Source organism: Pseudomonas sp. SA233, from assembly GCF_054792385.1.
Map to the genome: position 1 here is coordinate 3,937,260 of NZ_CP096449.1, position 15,978 is coordinate 3,953,237.

13 protein-coding genes and 1 pseudogene are annotated in these 15,978 nt (G+C 64.3%); 5 read left to right on the forward strand and 9 right to left on the reverse strand.

The features are described from left to right. The first annotated feature begins 5 nt into the window (after positions 1 to 5). On the forward strand, positions 6 to 1,292 hold the full coding sequence (pvdN, locus tag M1D87_RS18180) for a pyoverdine-tailoring periplasmic protein PvdN (protein ID WP_123085876.1): 1,287 nt from the start codon (positions 6 to 8) through the stop codon (positions 1,290 to 1,292). A 144-nt stretch (positions 1,293 to 1,436) separates the two neighbouring features. Here pvdN and M1D87_RS18185 read toward each other — a convergent pair whose 3' ends face one another. Next, complete coding sequence (locus tag M1D87_RS18185; RefSeq protein ID WP_322264649.1) at positions 1,437 to 2,402, reverse strand: alpha/beta hydrolase; 966 nt, start codon at positions 2,400 to 2,402, stop codon at positions 1,437 to 1,439. 142 nt (positions 2,403 to 2,544) lie between these two features. On the opposite strand from M1D87_RS18185, the gene M1D87_RS18190 reads away from it, so the two are divergent. Beyond that, positions 2,545 to 3,666: a cupin-like domain-containing protein gene (locus tag M1D87_RS18190; RefSeq protein ID WP_061551074.1), complete on the forward strand. Its 1,122-nt coding sequence runs from the start codon at positions 2,545 to 2,547 to the stop codon at positions 3,664 to 3,666. Positions 3,667 to 3,705: 39 nt separating this feature from the next. On the opposite strand, the gene M1D87_RS18195 is transcribed toward M1D87_RS18190, so the two are convergent. From M1D87_RS18195 to M1D87_RS18205, 3 genes are all read right to left on the reverse strand, one after another. After that, complete coding sequence (locus M1D87_RS18195; protein ID WP_123085907.1) at positions 3,706 to 5,097, reverse strand: aspartate aminotransferase family protein; 1,392 nt, start codon at positions 5,095 to 5,097, stop codon at positions 3,706 to 3,708. 217 nt (positions 5,098 to 5,314) lie between these two features. After that, positions 5,315 to 6,637 carry an ATP-binding protein gene (locus M1D87_RS18200; RefSeq protein ID WP_039615127.1) on the reverse strand — a complete coding sequence of 441 codons (1,323 nt, stop codon included), beginning with the start codon at positions 6,635 to 6,637 and terminating at the stop codon, positions 5,315 to 5,317. Further along, positions 6,634 to 7,317, reverse strand: a complete 684-nt coding sequence (locus M1D87_RS18205; RefSeq protein WP_123085906.1) for a response regulator — start codon at positions 7,315 to 7,317, stop codon at positions 6,634 to 6,636. The genes M1D87_RS18200 and M1D87_RS18205 overlap by 4 nt, the downstream gene beginning before the upstream one ends. A gap of 298 nt (positions 7,318 to 7,615) precedes the next feature. Between M1D87_RS18205 and M1D87_RS18210 the strand changes: the two are divergent. From M1D87_RS18210 to M1D87_RS18220, 3 genes and pseudogenes are all read left to right on the forward strand, one after another. Beyond that, positions 7,616 to 8,325, forward strand: a pseudogene (locus M1D87_RS18210) (polymorphic toxin type 15 domain-containing protein). 19 nt (positions 8,326 to 8,344) lie between these two features. Beyond that, positions 8,345 to 8,956: a GAD-like domain-containing protein gene (locus tag M1D87_RS18215; RefSeq protein WP_123085346.1), complete on the forward strand. Its 612-nt coding sequence runs from the start codon at positions 8,345 to 8,347 to the stop codon at positions 8,954 to 8,956. 24 nt (positions 8,957 to 8,980) lie between these two features. Then, the gene (locus M1D87_RS18220) at positions 8,981 to 9,607 is read left to right on the forward strand and encodes a GAD-like domain-containing protein (RefSeq protein WP_123085335.1); all 627 of its coding nucleotides are present in this window, start codon (positions 8,981 to 8,983) and stop codon (positions 9,605 to 9,607) included. A 16-nt stretch (positions 9,608 to 9,623) separates the two neighbouring features. On the opposite strand, the gene M1D87_RS18225 is transcribed toward M1D87_RS18220, so the two are convergent. From M1D87_RS18225 to M1D87_RS18245, 5 genes are read right to left on the reverse strand one after another with little or no spacing between them, the layout of a single operon-like run. Beyond that, on the reverse strand, positions 9,624 to 10,190 hold the full coding sequence (locus M1D87_RS18225) for a nucleotidyltransferase family protein (protein WP_013973474.1): 567 nt from the start codon (positions 10,188 to 10,190) through the stop codon (positions 9,624 to 9,626). Next, on the reverse strand, positions 10,187 to 11,158 hold the full coding sequence (locus M1D87_RS18230; RefSeq protein WP_123085336.1) for an XdhC family protein: 972 nt from the start codon (positions 11,156 to 11,158) through the stop codon (positions 10,187 to 10,189). The genes M1D87_RS18225 and M1D87_RS18230 overlap by 4 nt, the downstream gene beginning before the upstream one ends. Positions 11,159 to 11,161: 3 nt before the next feature. After that, on the reverse strand, positions 11,162 to 12,373 hold the full coding sequence (locus tag M1D87_RS18235; protein ID WP_123085337.1) for a cytochrome c: 1,212 nt from the start codon (positions 12,371 to 12,373) through the stop codon (positions 11,162 to 11,164). Between the two features lie 2 nt (positions 12,374 to 12,375). Beyond that, positions 12,376 to 12,912, reverse strand: a complete 537-nt coding sequence (locus M1D87_RS18240) for a (2Fe-2S)-binding protein (RefSeq protein ID WP_123085338.1) — start codon at positions 12,910 to 12,912, stop codon at positions 12,376 to 12,378. Continuing rightward, entirely contained in the window at positions 12,905 to 15,736 is a 2,832-nt protein-coding gene (locus M1D87_RS18245; protein WP_039615121.1) for a xanthine dehydrogenase family protein molybdopterin-binding subunit, read from the reverse strand. Before M1D87_RS18245 ends, M1D87_RS18240 begins: the two co-directional genes overlap by 8 nt. Positions 15,737 to 15,978: the final 242 nt, after the last annotated feature.

Genomic DNA, 15,978 nt, shown 5'->3' on the forward strand with positions numbered 1-15,978 from the left:
ATTTGATGAACGATCGTCGCACCTTTCTCAAGCAGGCCGGCCTGCTTGCGGCCGCCCTGCCCCTCACAGGCCCACTGCTGCCTGCCGCCCAAGCGGCGGCTGCGCAGCCTGCAACCGCCAGCGACTGGGCCGGGTTTCGCAACCTGTTCGAGCTGGACCCGGCGTACGCGCACTTTGCCAACTTCCTGATCACCTCGCACCCAAGGCCCGTGCGCGAAGCCATCGAGGCGCTGCGCGCCCGCTTCGACCGCCACCCGGCCCGCATGGTCGACTGGGACAGCCAATCGGAGTGGAAGCACGAGGCCGCCGTGCGTGAATGGGCAGCCCGCTACCTCGAAGTGACGCCCCGGCAAATTGCCCTGACCGGCAGCACCACCGAAGGCCTGGGGCTGATCTATGGCGGGCTGAAGATTGCCCCGGGGCAGGAAATTCTCACCACCGTGCACGAGCATTCGGCCGCCCGCCATACCATGGGCTTTCGCACTACGCGCGATGGCACACCGGTGCACCGGTTGCGCCTGTTCGACGACCCCGCCAAGGTCAACAGCGACCAGGTACTGACCACCATTGCCGCGGCCATCGGGCCGAAAACCCGGGTACTGGGCATGACCTGGGTGCACTCGGGCAGTGGCGTGAAACTGCCCGTCGGCGAGATCGGCGCACTGGTGCGCGAGGTCAATCGCCAGCGTGACGAGCAGGACCAGATCATCTACGTGATCGACGGTGTGCACGGCTTCGGCGTCGAAGACATGCGCTTTGCCGATCTCAACTGCGACTACTTCATCGCCGGCACGCACAAGTGGATGTTCGGGCCGCGGGGTACCGGGATCATCTGCGCGGCGTCCATCGAACTGAAGCAGCTGAACCCGACCATTGCCACGTTTTCCGAGAACGAGGACTTTGCCACGGTGATGACGCCCGGGGGTTACCACGCGTTCGAGCACCGCTGGGCATTGGGCAAGGCGTTCGAGCTGCACCTACAGTTGGGCAAGGCGGCGGTGCAGGCACGGATTCATGGGCTCAATGGCTATCTCAGGCAGCGGCTAGAGGCGCTGCCGGGGGTCGAGCTGGTGACACCGCGCAGCACGCAGTATTCGGCGGGGTTCACCTTCTTCCGGGTCACGGGGCAGGATGCTGACGAGGTGGCCCGGTATCTCAACAGCCAGCGCATCGTGGTCGATGCGGTGTCTCGGGATGTCGGGCCGGTGGTGCGGACGGCGCCTGGGGTGTTGAATACCGAGGCGGAGATCGAGCGATTGGTCGATGTGTTGAAGAAGCACCTTCGCGGGTGAGGCCGGGGGGCCGCTTTGCGGCCCATCGCGACACAAGGCCGCTCCTACAGGCACAGCGCCAAGTTCGAATTGACGCGGTCTACTGTAGGAGCGGCCTTGTGTCGCGAAAGGGGCGCGCAGCGCCCCCCCGGCAATCTCGGCCCATCACAGGCCACCGACCCGCTTCAACCACGCCCCGACATCCCGGTAAATCCCCTCTACCTGCCCCACGATCCCCGACATGCGCAAGAAGTCATGGGTCAACCCCTCCACCCGGGCCAAGGTCACCGCCGTCCCACCCGCCTCCAGCCAGTCACGATAAGCCATGCCCTCATCATGCAACGGGTCATATTCGGCCACGAACAGGTAAGCTGGTGCCAACGGCTGGCGCAACGTCGACAGCAACGGCGATACCCGCCAGTCAAGGCGCTGCTCGCGCTGCGGCGCATAGTGCTGATAAAACCACTCCAGGGTAGGCGTCTCCAGCAGGTAACCCTCGGCATGCTCGCGATGGGACTCACGCCAGCAGGAGATATCGGTCACCGGGTAGAACAGCAACTGTGCCAGCGGCTTGAACGCCAGCGCCTCGGGCTGCTGCACCGCCGTAATGGCCAGCACCGCCGCCAGGCTGGCACCCACGCTGTCACCTGCCAGCACCACCCGGCGGTTGTCCAGGCCCAGCGAGGCCGCCTGCTCCGCCAGCCAGTTGGCGGCGTCCAGCACATCGTGCAGGGCTTTCGGGAACTGCTGCTCCGGTGCCAGCCGGTAGTCCGCCGCCAGCACCGCGAACTCGCCCAGGGCCGCCAGGCGACGGCACACCGAGTCATGCGAATCGAGGCTGCCGACCACATAGCCGCCGCCATGCAGGTACAGGATCACTGGCTGCAAGGCAGCACCAGCATCGCCCTGGCGGTACAGGCGAGCAGCCAGGCGGGCACCGTCGCGCGCGGTAATCTGCAACTCGCTGGCCGTGACGTTGCCGGGCGGGCTCGGGTCGAGTACCGGCGAGCTGCCTTCGAACTCGGCACGGGCCTGGGCCACGTCCATCGCGTGCATGGGCAGGCTCCTGCCCGTCAGCCGGCCAAATTCGACCAGTTCCAGAAATGCCGCCAGATCAGGGTGCAGTGCCATGTGGGTTCCTTGGGTGAACAATGTGACTCGAGCCTCCCTACGGGACGTAGCAGCACGCCGAAAAATTACCCGCCCACACGGCTAAATCGTTGGTGCAGGCACTCGTTATCCCTGCACAACGAAAGACCGCCAGAGGCATACCGTGGACCTTCAGAGCATCCTCAGCAAACTGTTCGCCAACGCCCATGCCGTCGGCATCGAAGGCGTTTTCCAGTTCGTCTTCGGCCAGGACCGGGCCTTCTGGTCGGAGGTGCGCGACAGCAGCCGCACCGGTGCCGGCCGGCACAGCGCCCCGGACGTCACCATCGAGGTGGCCGAGCGTGACTTCATGGGCATCATGGGCGGCACCGCCAACGTCGAAGAACTGTTCGCCAGCGCCCGCCTGAAGATCAGCGGCAACATGGGCCTGGCCACCCTGCTGCCGCAGATCATCAGCAACGCCCGGCGCGGCGCGCCAGCGACCAAGGTGTCGATGAACCAACGCTACCCGACACCGGCACGCCTCAGCGAACGGGTGTCGGCCGCGCAACCGGTGCAGCGCGAGGTGGCACGCATTGCCCGCGCCGACATGCCACTGGCGCGCTTCCAGGGCGATTACCTGGAGCACGGCACGCCGGTGGTCATCAGCGATGCCCTGCAGGACTGGCCGCTGTTCACCATGGGCCGCGAAGCTTCGCTGGAGCATTTTGCCGAACTGCAGGGCATCACCCGGCACGGCGACTACGTGAAGAAGACCTTCTCCACCGACCGCGACTTCCGTTCCACTTCCATGGCCGACTTCATCGCCTCGCTGGACACCCCTGCCAAACCCGGCGAAACCCCGGCCTACATGGGCAACAACATCGTGCCGGAAAAGCTACTGACGCTTATTCGCTACCCGCAGTACTTCGCCCGCGAGAAGTTCATTGCGCCACGCATCTGGATCGGTCCCAAGGGCACACTGACGCCATTGCACCGCGACGACACCGACAACCTGTTCGCACAGGTATGGGGGCAAAAGTCGTTCATCCTTGCCGCGCCGCACCATCGCCCGGCCCTGGGTACCTGGTCGACCAGCCCCAAGGGCGGCCTGGACGGCTGCGACTTCAACCCCGACGCCCCGGACTACCAGCGCTTCCCGGCGGCGCGCGAGGTGCCGTTCCTGCGCGTGGTGCTGCAGGCCGGTGACCTGTTGTTCCTGCCCGAAGGGTGGTTCCACCAGGTGGAGTCTGTGACCACCTCGCTGTCGGTGAACTTCTGGGTGAATTCCGGGCGCGGCTGGTAGCCGGGATTGCCAGGGCCGCGCAGCGGCCCCGGCAATCGATCAGACCGCCGCGATCAACGCCTCGGCAAAGCGCTGCGCGACCTCATCGATCTGCTCGCCACTGATGATCAACGGCGGCAGGAAGCGCACCACCGCCCCATGCCGCCCACCGAGCTCCAGGATCAGCCCTCGCTTGAGGCACTCGCGCTGCACCTTCGCCGCCAACTCGCGGTTGGCTGCCGGATGCCCAAGCGCATCCCGCTGGCCTTGCGGATCCACCAGTTCCACCCCAAGCATCAGGCCACGCCCGCGAATATCACCCAACTGCGGATAATCCCGCTGCAACTGCTGCAGGTGCTGGCGCAGGCGCTGCCCCATGGCCTCGGCATGCTCGGCCAGGCGATGCTCGACCAGGTAATCGATCACTGCCGAACCCGCCGCCATGGCCATCTGGTTACCACGGAAAGTGCCGGCGTGGGCGCCCGGCTTCCAGGTGTCCAGCCAGTCGCGGTACACCACCACCGCCAGCGGCAGGCTGCCGCCAATGGCCTTGGACAAGGTGACCGCATCCGGGATGATGCCAGCATGCTCGAAGGCGAACATGCGCCCGGTACGGGCGAAACCGCTCTGGATCTCATCGACGATCAACGCCACGCCGGCCTGCTCGGTGATACGGCGTACCCCCTTGAGCCACTCGATATCGGCCGGGATCACCCCGCCCTCGCCCTGCACCACCTCGAGGATCACCGCCGCTGGCAGCGGCACGCCGCTTTCCGGGTCGAGCAGCAGGGTTTCCAGGTAATGCAGGTTGGCCCTGACCCCGGCTTCGCCGCCCAAGCCGAACGGGCAACGGTAGTCGTAGGGGTACGGCATGAACTGCACACCGTTGCCCAGCAAGGCCCCCAACGGCTGCTTCGGCCCATGGCTGCCCATCAGGCTCAGCGCCCCCTGGCTCATGCCATGGTAGGCGCCCTGGAAGGCCAGCACGGTGCTGCGGCCGGTGGCAGTGCGCACCAACTTCAGCGCTGCTTCCACCGCATCGGTACCGGTCGGGCCGCAGAACTGGACCTTGGCTTCACGGCGTAACGCCTCGGGCAGCACGCCGAACAGGTCCTGGACGAAACGGTCCTTGACCGGCGTGGTCAGGTCCAGGGTGTGCAGTGGCAGTTCATCGGCCAGTACCCGCTGGATCGCCTCGACCACCACCGGGTGGTTGTGGCCCAGCGCCAGAGTGCCGGCGCCGGCCAGGCAGTCGATGAACTGGCGGCCTTCGACATCCTCCACATGGATGCCACGGGCGCGCTTGAGTGCCAGCGGGATGCGCCGCGGGTAGCTGCGGGCATTGGACTCCTGTTGTTGCTGGCGTTGCAGCAAGGGTGAATCGGTGAACTCGTACAAGGCACGCGGCGCGCTGGCCGGCGGGACCTGGGCAAGGCAGGAAGCGGTGGACATGGGTGAATCCTCGCAAGCAAGCGAAAGTGCGGGTGTTCGTCGCTTGGAAAACGCTTGAGTGCGGGGAGGATTTAGCGGTTGCTGTGGGATTTTTGAAAGCAGGCCCGGCCTCTTCGCGGGTAAACCCGCTCCCACAGGATTGGCACAGATCTCAGGGTTGATGCAGTACCTGTGGGAGCGGGTTTACCCGCGAAGAGGCCGGCACAGGCAATAAAAATCAATGCCCCGAGCGCGCCGGCACTTGCAACAACACCCGCAACCCATCACTGCGGCTGTCGAACTTCAGGCTACCGGCACAACGCTGCACGATCGCCTGTACGATCGCCAGCCCCAGCCCGCATCCACCACTCTGCCCGTTACGCCAGAAGCGCTCGGTCAGGTGCTCAAGGTCCGCCTCGGCAATCCCCGGCCCATGGTCCCGCACCATGAAGCCCACCTGGCCGTCAGCCATCTGCACCTCAAGCTCCACCGCTTCGTCGCCGCCATGGCGCAAGGCGTTGTCCAGCAGGTTGCGCAGCGCCGCCACCGCCAACGGTGCCGGCATGCCCAGGTAGATCTGCGTAGCGGAGTCAGGCAAGCGCAGCACGATGCGCCGGTTGTCACCGCCGCCGGCATCCTGCACCGCCTGCCGGGCCACCTGCTCGGCGCTGCACTGTATGCCATCCTCGAACGACAGGCTGCCCTCCACTCGCGCCAGCATCAGCAACTGCTCCAGCGTGCGGTGCATGCGGTCGGCGCCCTGCTCGGCATGCTCCAGCGCCTGCTCGCGCACGGCGCCATCGGTCATCCGTGCTACCTGCAGGTGGGTCTTGATCGCCGTCAGCGGGCTGCGCAGTTCATGCGCGGCATCGTCGGTCAGGCGCCGCTCACGCTCGATGGTCTGGGCAATGCGCAGAAACAGCTGGTTCTGGGTTTCCAGCAACGGTTGCAGTTCGCTGGGCATGCCCGCCACCTGCAGCGGCTCGACGCTGTCCGCGCGCCGGCGGCGCAGGGCATCGCGCATGCGGTTGAGCGGCTCCAGGCCCTTGCCCAGGCCGATCCACAACAACCCCAGGCTGCCAAGCAGGGCCATCAGCACCGGCGCGGAGGCCGCCAGCAGGATCGACTGGTTCAGTGCCTCTCGCTCCATGTGCCGGTCGGCGGTAGTAATGCGCACATCGCCATGGTTGTAGGTAAAGGTGCGCCACAGGGCGTCGTCGATGGTCTGGTCTCGGAAACCACTGCGTTCATCGTCCATGACGCCATCGTGCTTGTGGTTGCTGGCGAGAATCTCGCCACGCAGTGAGCTGACCTGACAGGCCATGCCGTCCGGCACGCTGAACTGGTCGGCGGAAAAGTGCGCCTCCCCGCCCTTGGCGGTCAGCGGCTGCGGCAGCTGGTCGATCAGCCCGGCAACCATGCGCGCCGAAGCCACCAGGCGCTGGTCGAGGGAGAACATCATCTGCTGGCGCAGGTCGCGCAGCATCCACGCGGCGGCCAGCGCCCAGATGATCACGAAGGCGCTGCCCAGGATCAGGCTCAGGCGTACCCGCAGGCTCATGATGCCGCCTCCCCCGGCGACTGTGCCGGGCCAAGGCGGTAGCCCAGGCCGCGCACGGTCTCGACGATGCCGTTGCCCAGCTTGCGCCGCAGATGATGGATATGCACGTTCAGGGCATTGCTCTCGACTTCGTCGCTGAAGCCGTACACGCAGTCTTTGAGCTGCTCGCTGGACAGCACCCGCCCGGGGTTCTGCAGCAGCGCCTGGAGCAATGCCTGTTCACGCCGGGACAGGTCGACCGGCAGGCCGGCCAGGGTTGCCTCGCAGCTGCTCGGGTCGTAGCGCAGCGGGCCGTGTTCGATCACATTCACCGCCCGCCCGGCTACGCGCCGCAGCAGGGTGTGCAGGCGAGCAGCCAGCTCGCGCAGGTCGAACGGTTTGAGCAGGTAGTCGTCGGCGCCGGCCTGCAGGCCATCGACCCGGTCGGTGACCGCATCACGGGCGGTGAGCACCAGCACTGGCAGCGTCTCGCCTTTCTCGCGCAGGCGGCGCAACAGCTTCAGGCCGTCTTCGTCGGGCAGGCCAAGGTCGAGGATCATCACGTCGAACTGCGCGGCCTGCAGCATTGCCCGTGCATCGGCGGCGTTGCCCACACGGTCCACGGTCAGGCCCTGGGCAGTAAGGCCGGCGCAGATGCCGGCGGCAATCAGGTCGTCGTCCTCGCAGAGCAGAACGTGCATGGTGGGGCTCCCGGAATGGTGTAGCTGGCATTGCACCTTGGGCGGATTAAGGGGGGATTATGGACCTTTTGTGGGGGATTGGGGATGTGTGGCGCCTGCGGCAACGAGCGCCGCGCAACTGCCACATGCTCCCGGGAGCGACAAACATTTGAAGCCCCACCCAAGGCCCACCCCGACAGCCTAACTCCGCCGAACACGCCGGAAACGAAGTCGTATTTTCCTACAACTGATTCAGAAACTTCCGATCCGAATCCATGATGGGATTTCCCCCCTGCACACGCTGTCAGGGAGACACCTCATGTACCTGGATTACCTCGTGCCCTCCTGGCACGAGATCGAGTCACGTGTCATCGCCATGGTGGGCTACCAAAGCGGTGGCCAGTTCGGCACCAGCCTCAATGAAGAGGTCGCCTCGCTGGGCCTCAACCTGCGCCGGATCGAAGCCGTCCGCACAGCCTTCTACCACGCCGAATGGCAGGCGGCGCACATGCTGCGCCAGCGCTTCGCCGACCTCGACATCAACAGCATCTTCGACGAACTGCTGATGGTCGTGCGGCAGATGGCGATGATCGTCGCCGGCAGTTTGAACGGCAGTTGAAGGGGCAGCAGGATGGGTTGAATCGGCTGACGGTTGAGGAGTTTTTAGAAAACGTTGCCAATCCCGTAAAGCGAAACCCAATTGTAGCGCGCAAAGCTCGTAAACAGATGCAAGACAAGTTAGAGCAACGGATACTGGACGACTTGCCAGACGATTTGAGCCCACGTGAAGCCCAAAGGACGGCTGCAAAATTAGCGAAGGAGACGATGGCAACGCTCGCGGCATTGCACAACCCGGACCTGGCCGCTGGAGGAAGAGATGTCATTGCCGATTTCGGTGACAAACAAGTCAACTCCACCATTGGCCCACAGTGGAAAAGCAAGATCAAGGGTATGCAGCAAGCTGCCGAAGAAGCATTGAAATCAGGCAGAGATGCCTCCTTCATGAACATCAAACTGATCAAGTGCTAGATTGATATGGAGCCAAATGATGGATGACGTCTATTCCGTCTTTATCGATACAATTGGACCACCTATTCACAGGCAAGAGGTTCCTCCTTCAACCATCGAGCGTTACAGGAGAAAGCTGCCGAAGAAATTATTGGAACATTGGACGACACATGGCTGGTGTGGATATGGTGATGGTATTTTTTGGACCGTCGACCCCCAAGAGTATGAAGGCGTCGTTGCATCTTGGATTGACGGCACGTCCCTGGCCGAACACGACACCTACCATGTGATCGCGCGCGGGGCGTTTGGCGACCTCTACTTATACGGAGAGAGAACCGGTTTCTCACTATGCATTGCGAGCCATATCTCACACTGTTGCGGCAACAACCGCCGAATAGCAAACATTGACAGGCACATTCAATCTTTCTTTCTACAGGTTAAAAAGGACAGCAATGACTTCGAGGATTTATTTGAACCGTCAAGAAACAATCTAGGCCCACTCAATCACGATGAAATGTATGGTTTCGTCCCCGCACTCGTCTTCGGCGGAAAAGCAAGACTGGAGCGAATTGAAAAAGTAAAAACAATTGAACACTTGATTATGCTTTCACAACTTTCGGCACTCGAACCCTACAGCTTCTCCGACTTCTAAACACTTAAAAAAGGACTTAATCAAATGGACGTCATCTTCAGCATCTTCCTCGAAACCTTCGGCGACCCCGTCGGCCACCAACCAGTACCGCCCTCTGCCCTCGATCATTACCAAGGCAAACTCCCCAATCGTCTCCTGGATTACTGGCAAGAGCACGGCTGGTGCGGCTACGGCGGTGGCCTATTCTGGCTGGTAAACCCTCAGGATTACGAAGACGTAGTAGCGTATTGGCTGTCAGGCACGCTCTTCGAAGCACGCGACACTTATCACCTCATCGCCCGTAGCGCTTTTGGCGACCTGTACCTGTGGGGTGAGAACACCGGCTCGGTGCTGACCATTGCGGCGTACCATTCCCGTTACCTCGATGGCGCCCACAGCTCAGGCGACGAAGAGCGGGACAACAAGATCCACGGCCTGCTCATGTGGCTGATGACCGAATGCATCTATTTCGACGACCTGTTCGAACCCGCCAGGGAACGGCTCGGCACGTTGGCCGCAGACGAAATGTATGGCTTTGTTCCTGCCTTGATGCTGGGAGGGTCAGACAGCCTCGAGCGGCTTGAAAAGCTCAAAGCAGTCGAGCATCTGGTACTGCTCGCCCAACTGAGCGAGCTTCAACCCTATGAGCTGGCTGACGAAGAAGATGAATAGGCCCTGACAAGTGCGTTCACCGGTGAACCGCATCAGGCTTGTCGACATCCAGCAGCACACCGGTATCCGGCACTTCTACCCTGACACAACTCGCCGGGTTGGCCTTGACCACCGAACGCGCTCCTTCATCGCCGGTCAGGCGCGCAAGCGCCGGCCAGAAATCGCGCCCGAACAGCACAGGGTGCCCTTGCTGCCCTTCATGGCAAGGCAACACGATGGTCGACGCGCTGGCCCTGGAAGCCAGCCGGGCAAGGGTTGCCTGCTCCAGCCAGGGCATGTCACCCAACAGAATCGCTACTGCCTGCGCCTCACTGTCGGCCAGCGAGGCGGCGCCGGCCGCCAGGCTATGGCCCATGCCCAACGCAAAGTCCGGGCTGGAGACGACCCGGCACCCCGCAGGCAGCCCCAGATCCACGCCCCGCTCCCCCTCGCGCAACACCACCCGTACATCGTCGAACACTGCACAGGCCCGCTCCACGCTGTGCACCAGCAAGCTGCGACCATCAACCAACAGCGCCCGACGCTTGTCAGCCCCGAAACGCACGCTGCTGCCAGCAGCCAATATCAGTGCAACCACGCTCACAGCGCCTCCCGCTCGATACCATTGCGCACGCGAAGGATATCGGCCAGCACCGCCAAAGCGATCTCGGCCGGGGTCTTGCTGCCCAGGTTGAGGCCGATCGGGGCGTGGATGCGGCCCAGTTCGACCTCGCCCAGGCCACCGATCCGCCGCAGGCGTTCGCGGCGCTTGTCGGAGGTGGCCCGGGAGCCCATCACACCGATATAGAACGCCTCGGTGCGCACCGCTTCGAGCATGGCCAGGTCATCGATCTTCGGGTCGTGGGTCAGCGCCACCACCGCGGTGTCGGCATGGCAACCGCCATGGGCGATGAACTCCGATGGCAGCTCGCGGCGCACCTCGATGCCATCCAGCCGCACGCCATAGAGCACTTCGTCACGCGGCTCGCAGAGGATGACTTCGAAGCCCATGCCCTTGCCGAACTCGGCACAGAAATGCGCGACGCTGGAGTACCCGGCCAGCAGCAGACGCTGGGCGGCCCCCACACGCAAGCGTACACAGGCACTTTCACGCTGCACACGCGGCCCCTGGCTGTGGTCATCGGCAAGCAGGCGCCTGCCCTCGGGCAGGCTCACTTCACGCAGCACACGGCGCTGGCCCTGCAATGCGCTTTCCAGCTCACGCAGGTGCGCCTGCACCTCGCATTCGGCCGGCAGGTTCTCAACCAGCACTTCCAGAACGCCGCCACACGGCAGGCGGATGCTCGAACGCGAGTCGCTGCCATCGCCATAACGCACGATGGCCACTGGCTCGGGAAACTCCCCCCGACCCACGCGCTCGAGAAAGTCGTCCTCGACGCAACCACCGGACAGCGAACCCAGCCACTGCCCGCTGGCGTTCACCGCCAGCAGCGAGCCCGGTGCACGGGGCGCCGAGCCATAGGTGGCGAGCACCGTGCACAACCACACCCGCTGGCCGCCGCGCGACCACTGCAACGCCTGGCGAACCACCTGTAGATCGAGATGCTGCACCCTTTATTCCGCCTTCAGCTCGGCGAGCTGCTGTACGCTCAGGTCACCGGGCAATCCACCCCAGGCCTGGCGCAGGTAGTTGACCATATCCGCCACCTGCTGGTCATCGAGCTTGTCGGCAAAGCCCGGCATCGGCTGCATGCGCTCGAAGCCGGTGAACTGCTGCTCACGGATGCCTTCGAGGACCACCTTGACCAGGTTGCGCGAGTCGGCCTGACGTAGCACCGTGTTGCCGCGCATGGCCACGGCGATGTGCGGCTTGCCCTCGCCGTCCACCCCATGGCAGCCGGCGCAGACGTTCAGGTACTGCTGGCGGCCGCGCCTGGCGCTGTCGCTCATCTGCTCCAGTGCCACCGTCTGGATGGCCTTGGCCGGCGGTGGCTGGTCGCCAAGCAGGTAAGTGGCCATGGCCGCCAGGTCGGCATCCTCCAGGTGCTGGGTGCTGTGGTGCACCACCGGGAACATTTCGTTGAACATGCTGCCCTGGGCACTGATGCCGTGCTTGAGGAAGGTGGTCAGGTCCGGCTGGGTCCAGCCGCGCTCGGCCAGGTCCTGGGCCAGCAGGCTCGGGGCCAGGTAGCCACCCAGCAGGCCGCCGCTCAGGCGCTGGTCTTGCTGCAATGCACCGATCGGGTTGCGCGGGGTATGGCACTCGCCGCAATGGCCCATGACTTCGACCATGTACTGCCCACGCTGCCAGGCCGGGCTTTTGCCCTCGGTCGGCTGCAACTGCACGCTTTTACCGTACAGCATGTTCCAGCCGCTCAGCCCCTGGCGCACGTTGAACGGAAAGCGCAACGCAGTCTGCGGTGCCGGGCGGTTGATTGGTGGCACGGTCATCAGGTAGGCGAGGATCGCGTCCGAATCTTCGCGCTTGATCAGGTGGTACGAGGTGTACGGCATCGCCGGGTAGAGGTTGGCGCCGTCCTTGCGCTTGCCCTCGGTTACCGCGGCGAAGAATTCGTCGGCGCTGTAGTTGCCGATGCCGTACTGCTTGTCCGGGGTGATGTTGCTGCCGTAAATGGTGCCGAACGGCGAATGGATCGGCAGGCCGCCAGCATACGGCGCACCGCCTTCAGCGGTGTGGCAGGCCATGCAGTCGGCCGCGCGGGCCAGGTATTCACCGCGCTTGACCTGCGCCTGGTCGGCTGCCTGGGCAACCGAGGTAACGGCAAGCCCGAGAGCCAGCGCCATTGCGCTACGAACAAGACCCATGCTCAACCCTCCTTGACCAGGCCGAGGTCGTTGAGCACCGTACGGGTGGCGTCGTAGTAACGCACGTAGCCGGTGCAGCGGCAGATGTGGTGGCCCAGGCTCGCCTCGATGCGGTCTTCCACCTCGCTCTTCTTCAGCGGCTGGCGCTGGGCAGTTTCCACCAGCACCGTGGCGGCATTGACGAAGCCCGGCGCGCAGTAGCTGCACTGGAAGGCGAACAGGTCGACGAACTTCTGCTGGATCGGGTTCAGCGTGAGGTTGCCGGTCTCGTCCTGTTTGGCATGGCCCTCGATGGTGCGGACCTTCTTGCCCTCGAAGTAATGCGCGCCGGTAATGCAGGTACGCACCTCCTCGCTGGTGCCGTCGGGGTTGTCGACGATCACCACGCAGGCGTGGCAGATGCCCTGGCCGCAGCCCAGGCGCGAGCCGGTGAGGTTCTGGTGTTCGTGCAGGTAGTCGATCATCGCCAGGTCGTCGGGGACCTCGACCGGGCCGACCGGTTGACCGTTGAGGGTCAGTTGCAGTGGACGGTTAGCCATTGAGGGCCTCCTTGATACGGGCTGGGGTGATGGGGAGATCGCGAACGCGCTTGCCGATGGCATGCGCGACAGCATTGCCGATGGCACCGACGACCGGGATCATCACCACCTCGGCGATGCCCTTGGACGGGTCGGTCGGTGACAGCGGCGGGAGGATTTCGCTGGTCTGCTGCCAGACCGCCACGTCGCGCGCATGCGGCAGGCGGTAGCGGTTGAAGTTCCAGTCGCCCTCCCCGGGCCCGCCCTCGTACAACGGCATTTCTTCGGTCAAGGCATGGCCGATGCCCATGGCGATACCGCCCTCGAGCTGGCCCTTGACCAGTTCCGGCACCAGCACCCGGCCGCACTCGACCCAGCTGTGGTGGTTGAGTACCTGCACTTCGTGAGTGCCCTTGTTCACCTTGACTTCGACAATGGTCGCCACCGGGCTGTAGTAGGTGACCATGGCGTTGTTCAGCTGAGTGTCGGGGTAGGCGGCGTTCTGCCGGTCGAGCAGGTGATAGCCGTGGCTGCTCATCTGCGCCTTCTTGGCGCTCACCGCGCCATCGCCGTATTTGACTGCCACCGCATCGAGCGGGAAGCGTTCGCGCACGCCATCGATGACGAAGTCGGCCTCGGCCCAGCTCCAGCGGTTGAAGCCGTGCACGCTGACGCCGGTGACCAGGCCCATGTCATGGGCCTTTTGGGCCAGCTGGGCGAACGGGATCGGTGACAGGCCGTTGCCGGTCAGCTCACCGTTGACCCATACCGCATTCTCGCGGCGCACCACCAGCGGGTTGGCCTGGCCGCCGTACGGGCCCTGGCGCCAGATGGCCATGGCCGCCGGCCACAGACCGTGGTTGAACAGCACGCGTGCCGCTTCGCGGGTGGCATGGCTGAAGTAGAAGGCCGAGTTGGTCGCCGACGACGGCGAAGCAAGCTTGCCGACCCAGCGCGGGTTGCGCAGCGCGGCGTCCTGCTCGGGCTGGCTGATCAGGTAGGGGTTGCCGCTGGTGGTCAGCTGCAGCTCCGGCCATTCGGTGACCGCGGTCTTCACCTCGTCGGCCGAGCGGCCGAGGAAATCGCTGACAACCAGGGCCTGGGAGGTGGACATGCCGGTACCCAGCTCGGTGCCGATGTGGCGCAGGCTGATGCGCCCGTCGCGGCTGAACTCGATGCTGGCCATGGGGGCTTCGGAGCCGGTGCCGAAGTCTTTCTGGCAGATGGCAAAGCCCACGCCATACCAGTGGTCCGGGTCCTTGGCATCCATCTGCTGCTTGCGCGTGTCGCGGTTGCGCCACCAGTCGTGCACGGCGGCCTTGTCGAGAATCTCGTACAGGCGCAGGGCGCCGGCCGGGACCGCGCCCTGGGTGTTCTTCATGCCCGATTTCAGCGCGTTGGCTCGGCGCAGGTCGATGGCATCGACGCCCAGGCGCCCGGCGATCTCATCCACCATCATTTCGGTGGCGGCCATGGTCTGCAGGGTGCCGTAGCCGCGCATGGAGCCGGCCTCGACGCCACGGGAATGATAGGCAGTGACAGACAGGTCGTTCTGCGGCATGTAGTAGATCGACTGCGCTGCCGTGGCACCCACCGCTGCCACCGACGGGCTGTAGTTGATACGCCCGCCGCCGTCGCAGCTCATGTCGGCGCGGAAGATCTTGAAGCTGTTGTCCTTCTTGTCCACCGCCAACTGGTAGCGGATATCGAAGGCATGGCGCTTGATGCCGCTCTGGAACTGCTCGTAGCGGTCATTGGCCAGGCGGATCGGCACACCGGCGCCATACAGCGCGGCCACGGCGGCGTAGAAGACGAAGATGTTGTTGTCTTTCGAGCCGTAGCCCACGGTATAGCCCGGGTGCATGTTCAGCGTGTTCAGGGCGAAGCGCGACGGCTTGATCATGTGCACGCATTCCTGCGCCACTTCGAACGGGCACTGGGTCGCGACCACGAAGTGCAGCGTGCCGCTGGCCGGGTCGTACCAGCCGTTGCCGTTGTCCGGCTCCAGGGCGGCCGGCTCGATGGACGGCGTCTTGTAGCGCTCGTCGAACACCAGCCAGTCCTCGGGTGGGTTGTCCAGCTGCTCGGCCATGCGCTTGGCATGGAACAGGCCCTGCTCGGTCAGGTCGCCATGCTGGTTGGGCTGCTTCGACCACACCGGCTTGCGGTTGAGGATGGTGGGGAACAGCATGGAATTCTTCAGGCTGGAGAATTCATCGTCGTCGAACGGTGTGGCACCGCCCACGCGCACGAAGCGGAAGCTGCCGTAAGGGTCGCGCTGGTACAGCGGCGCCTGGGCGCCATAGCGGATCGCCTGGTCATTGAACTGCAGCTTGCGCTTGGCCTGACGGAAGCGCTCGAAGTCGTGCCAGATCAGGATCGCCACCGGGTGGCCGATGAACATAGGCACCTTGCCGGGCGGCAGCAGCGGGTCGGGCGAGTGGGCCTCTGGCCAGGCGATACCGTCCTTTTCCAGGTCGGCAGCGGTGACGATGCGGTCCGGCTGCAGGTCGGCACCAAGCAGGCTGAGGTCATGGCCGGCATAGATACGGTCGGCCTTGGTCGCCTTGAGCAGCAGCGCATGGCCCTGCTGTGCGGGCCAGCCGGGCATGTCCTTGGCACGGATGTCGCGAGCGAACACCTTGTCGCCGCACACCTTGGACAAGGCATCGTTACGGAAACGTGCCTTGCCATCATGGTTCATCCACTTCTGCGGCGAGGTGGTGACGCGTTCCTCCATCAGCGCGGCGAATGCCTGGCTGCCGAGCGGCGCCATGGTCACGCCGACACCAGCGATCAGGCCGCCTTGCAGGAAGGCGCGCCGGGAAATATCACGGTTGGACATGCTTGATCCTCTGGGCAGCAGGGGTACTGCCCTTTTTTTGATTCTGGTACTAGCCCGAAAAGCTGACCCTTGCGTCAACTTTACAGCAATTGTGTTGGCGCAGGCAAAGTCAAGTCGACAATATGTCGCGACATGCCTGGGATCTGGGGCGGAATTTGCTCTGGGGCTGGTAGGTGTTTGTCTTAGGATCTTCGGCGCCTGGGAGATCGAGCGCCGCCCGCGCGGCGCTTCGCAGCACAAGG

Excerpts from the sequence above, each read along its gene's own strand:
- M1D87_RS18205 (WP_123085906.1), bottom strand. The coding sequence starts at position 7,317 with ATGCACGTTCTGCTCTGCGAGGACGACGACCTGATTGCCGCCGGCATC.
- M1D87_RS18240 (WP_123085338.1), bottom strand. The coding sequence starts at position 12,912 with ATGGCTAACCGTCCACTGCAACTGACCCTCAACGGTCAACCGGTCGGC.
- M1D87_RS18235 (WP_123085337.1), bottom strand. The coding sequence starts at position 12,373 with ATGGGTCTTGTTCGTAGCGCAATGGCGCTGGCTCTCGGGCTTGCCGTT.
- M1D87_RS18195 (WP_123085907.1), bottom strand. The coding sequence starts at position 5,097 with ATGTCCACCGCTTCCTGCCTTGCCCAGGTCCCGCCGGCCAGCGCGCCG.
- M1D87_RS18200 (WP_039615127.1), bottom strand. The coding sequence starts at position 6,637 with ATGAGCCTGCGGGTACGCCTGAGCCTGATCCTGGGCAGCGCCTTCGTG.
- M1D87_RS18215 (WP_123085346.1), top strand. The coding sequence starts at position 8,345 with ATGGATGACGTCTATTCCGTCTTTATCGATACAATTGGACCACCTATT.
- M1D87_RS18220 (WP_123085335.1), top strand. The coding sequence starts at position 8,981 with ATGGACGTCATCTTCAGCATCTTCCTCGAAACCTTCGGCGACCCCGTC.
- M1D87_RS18245 (WP_039615121.1), bottom strand. The coding sequence starts at position 15,736 with ATGTCCAACCGTGATATTTCCCGGCGCGCCTTCCTGCAAGGCGGCCTG.
- pvdN (WP_123085876.1), top strand. The coding sequence starts at position 6 with ATGAACGATCGTCGCACCTTTCTCAAGCAGGCCGGCCTGCTTGCGGCC.
- M1D87_RS18185 (WP_322264649.1), bottom strand. The coding sequence starts at position 2,402 with ATGGCACTGCACCCTGATCTGGCGGCATTTCTGGAACTGGTCGAATTT.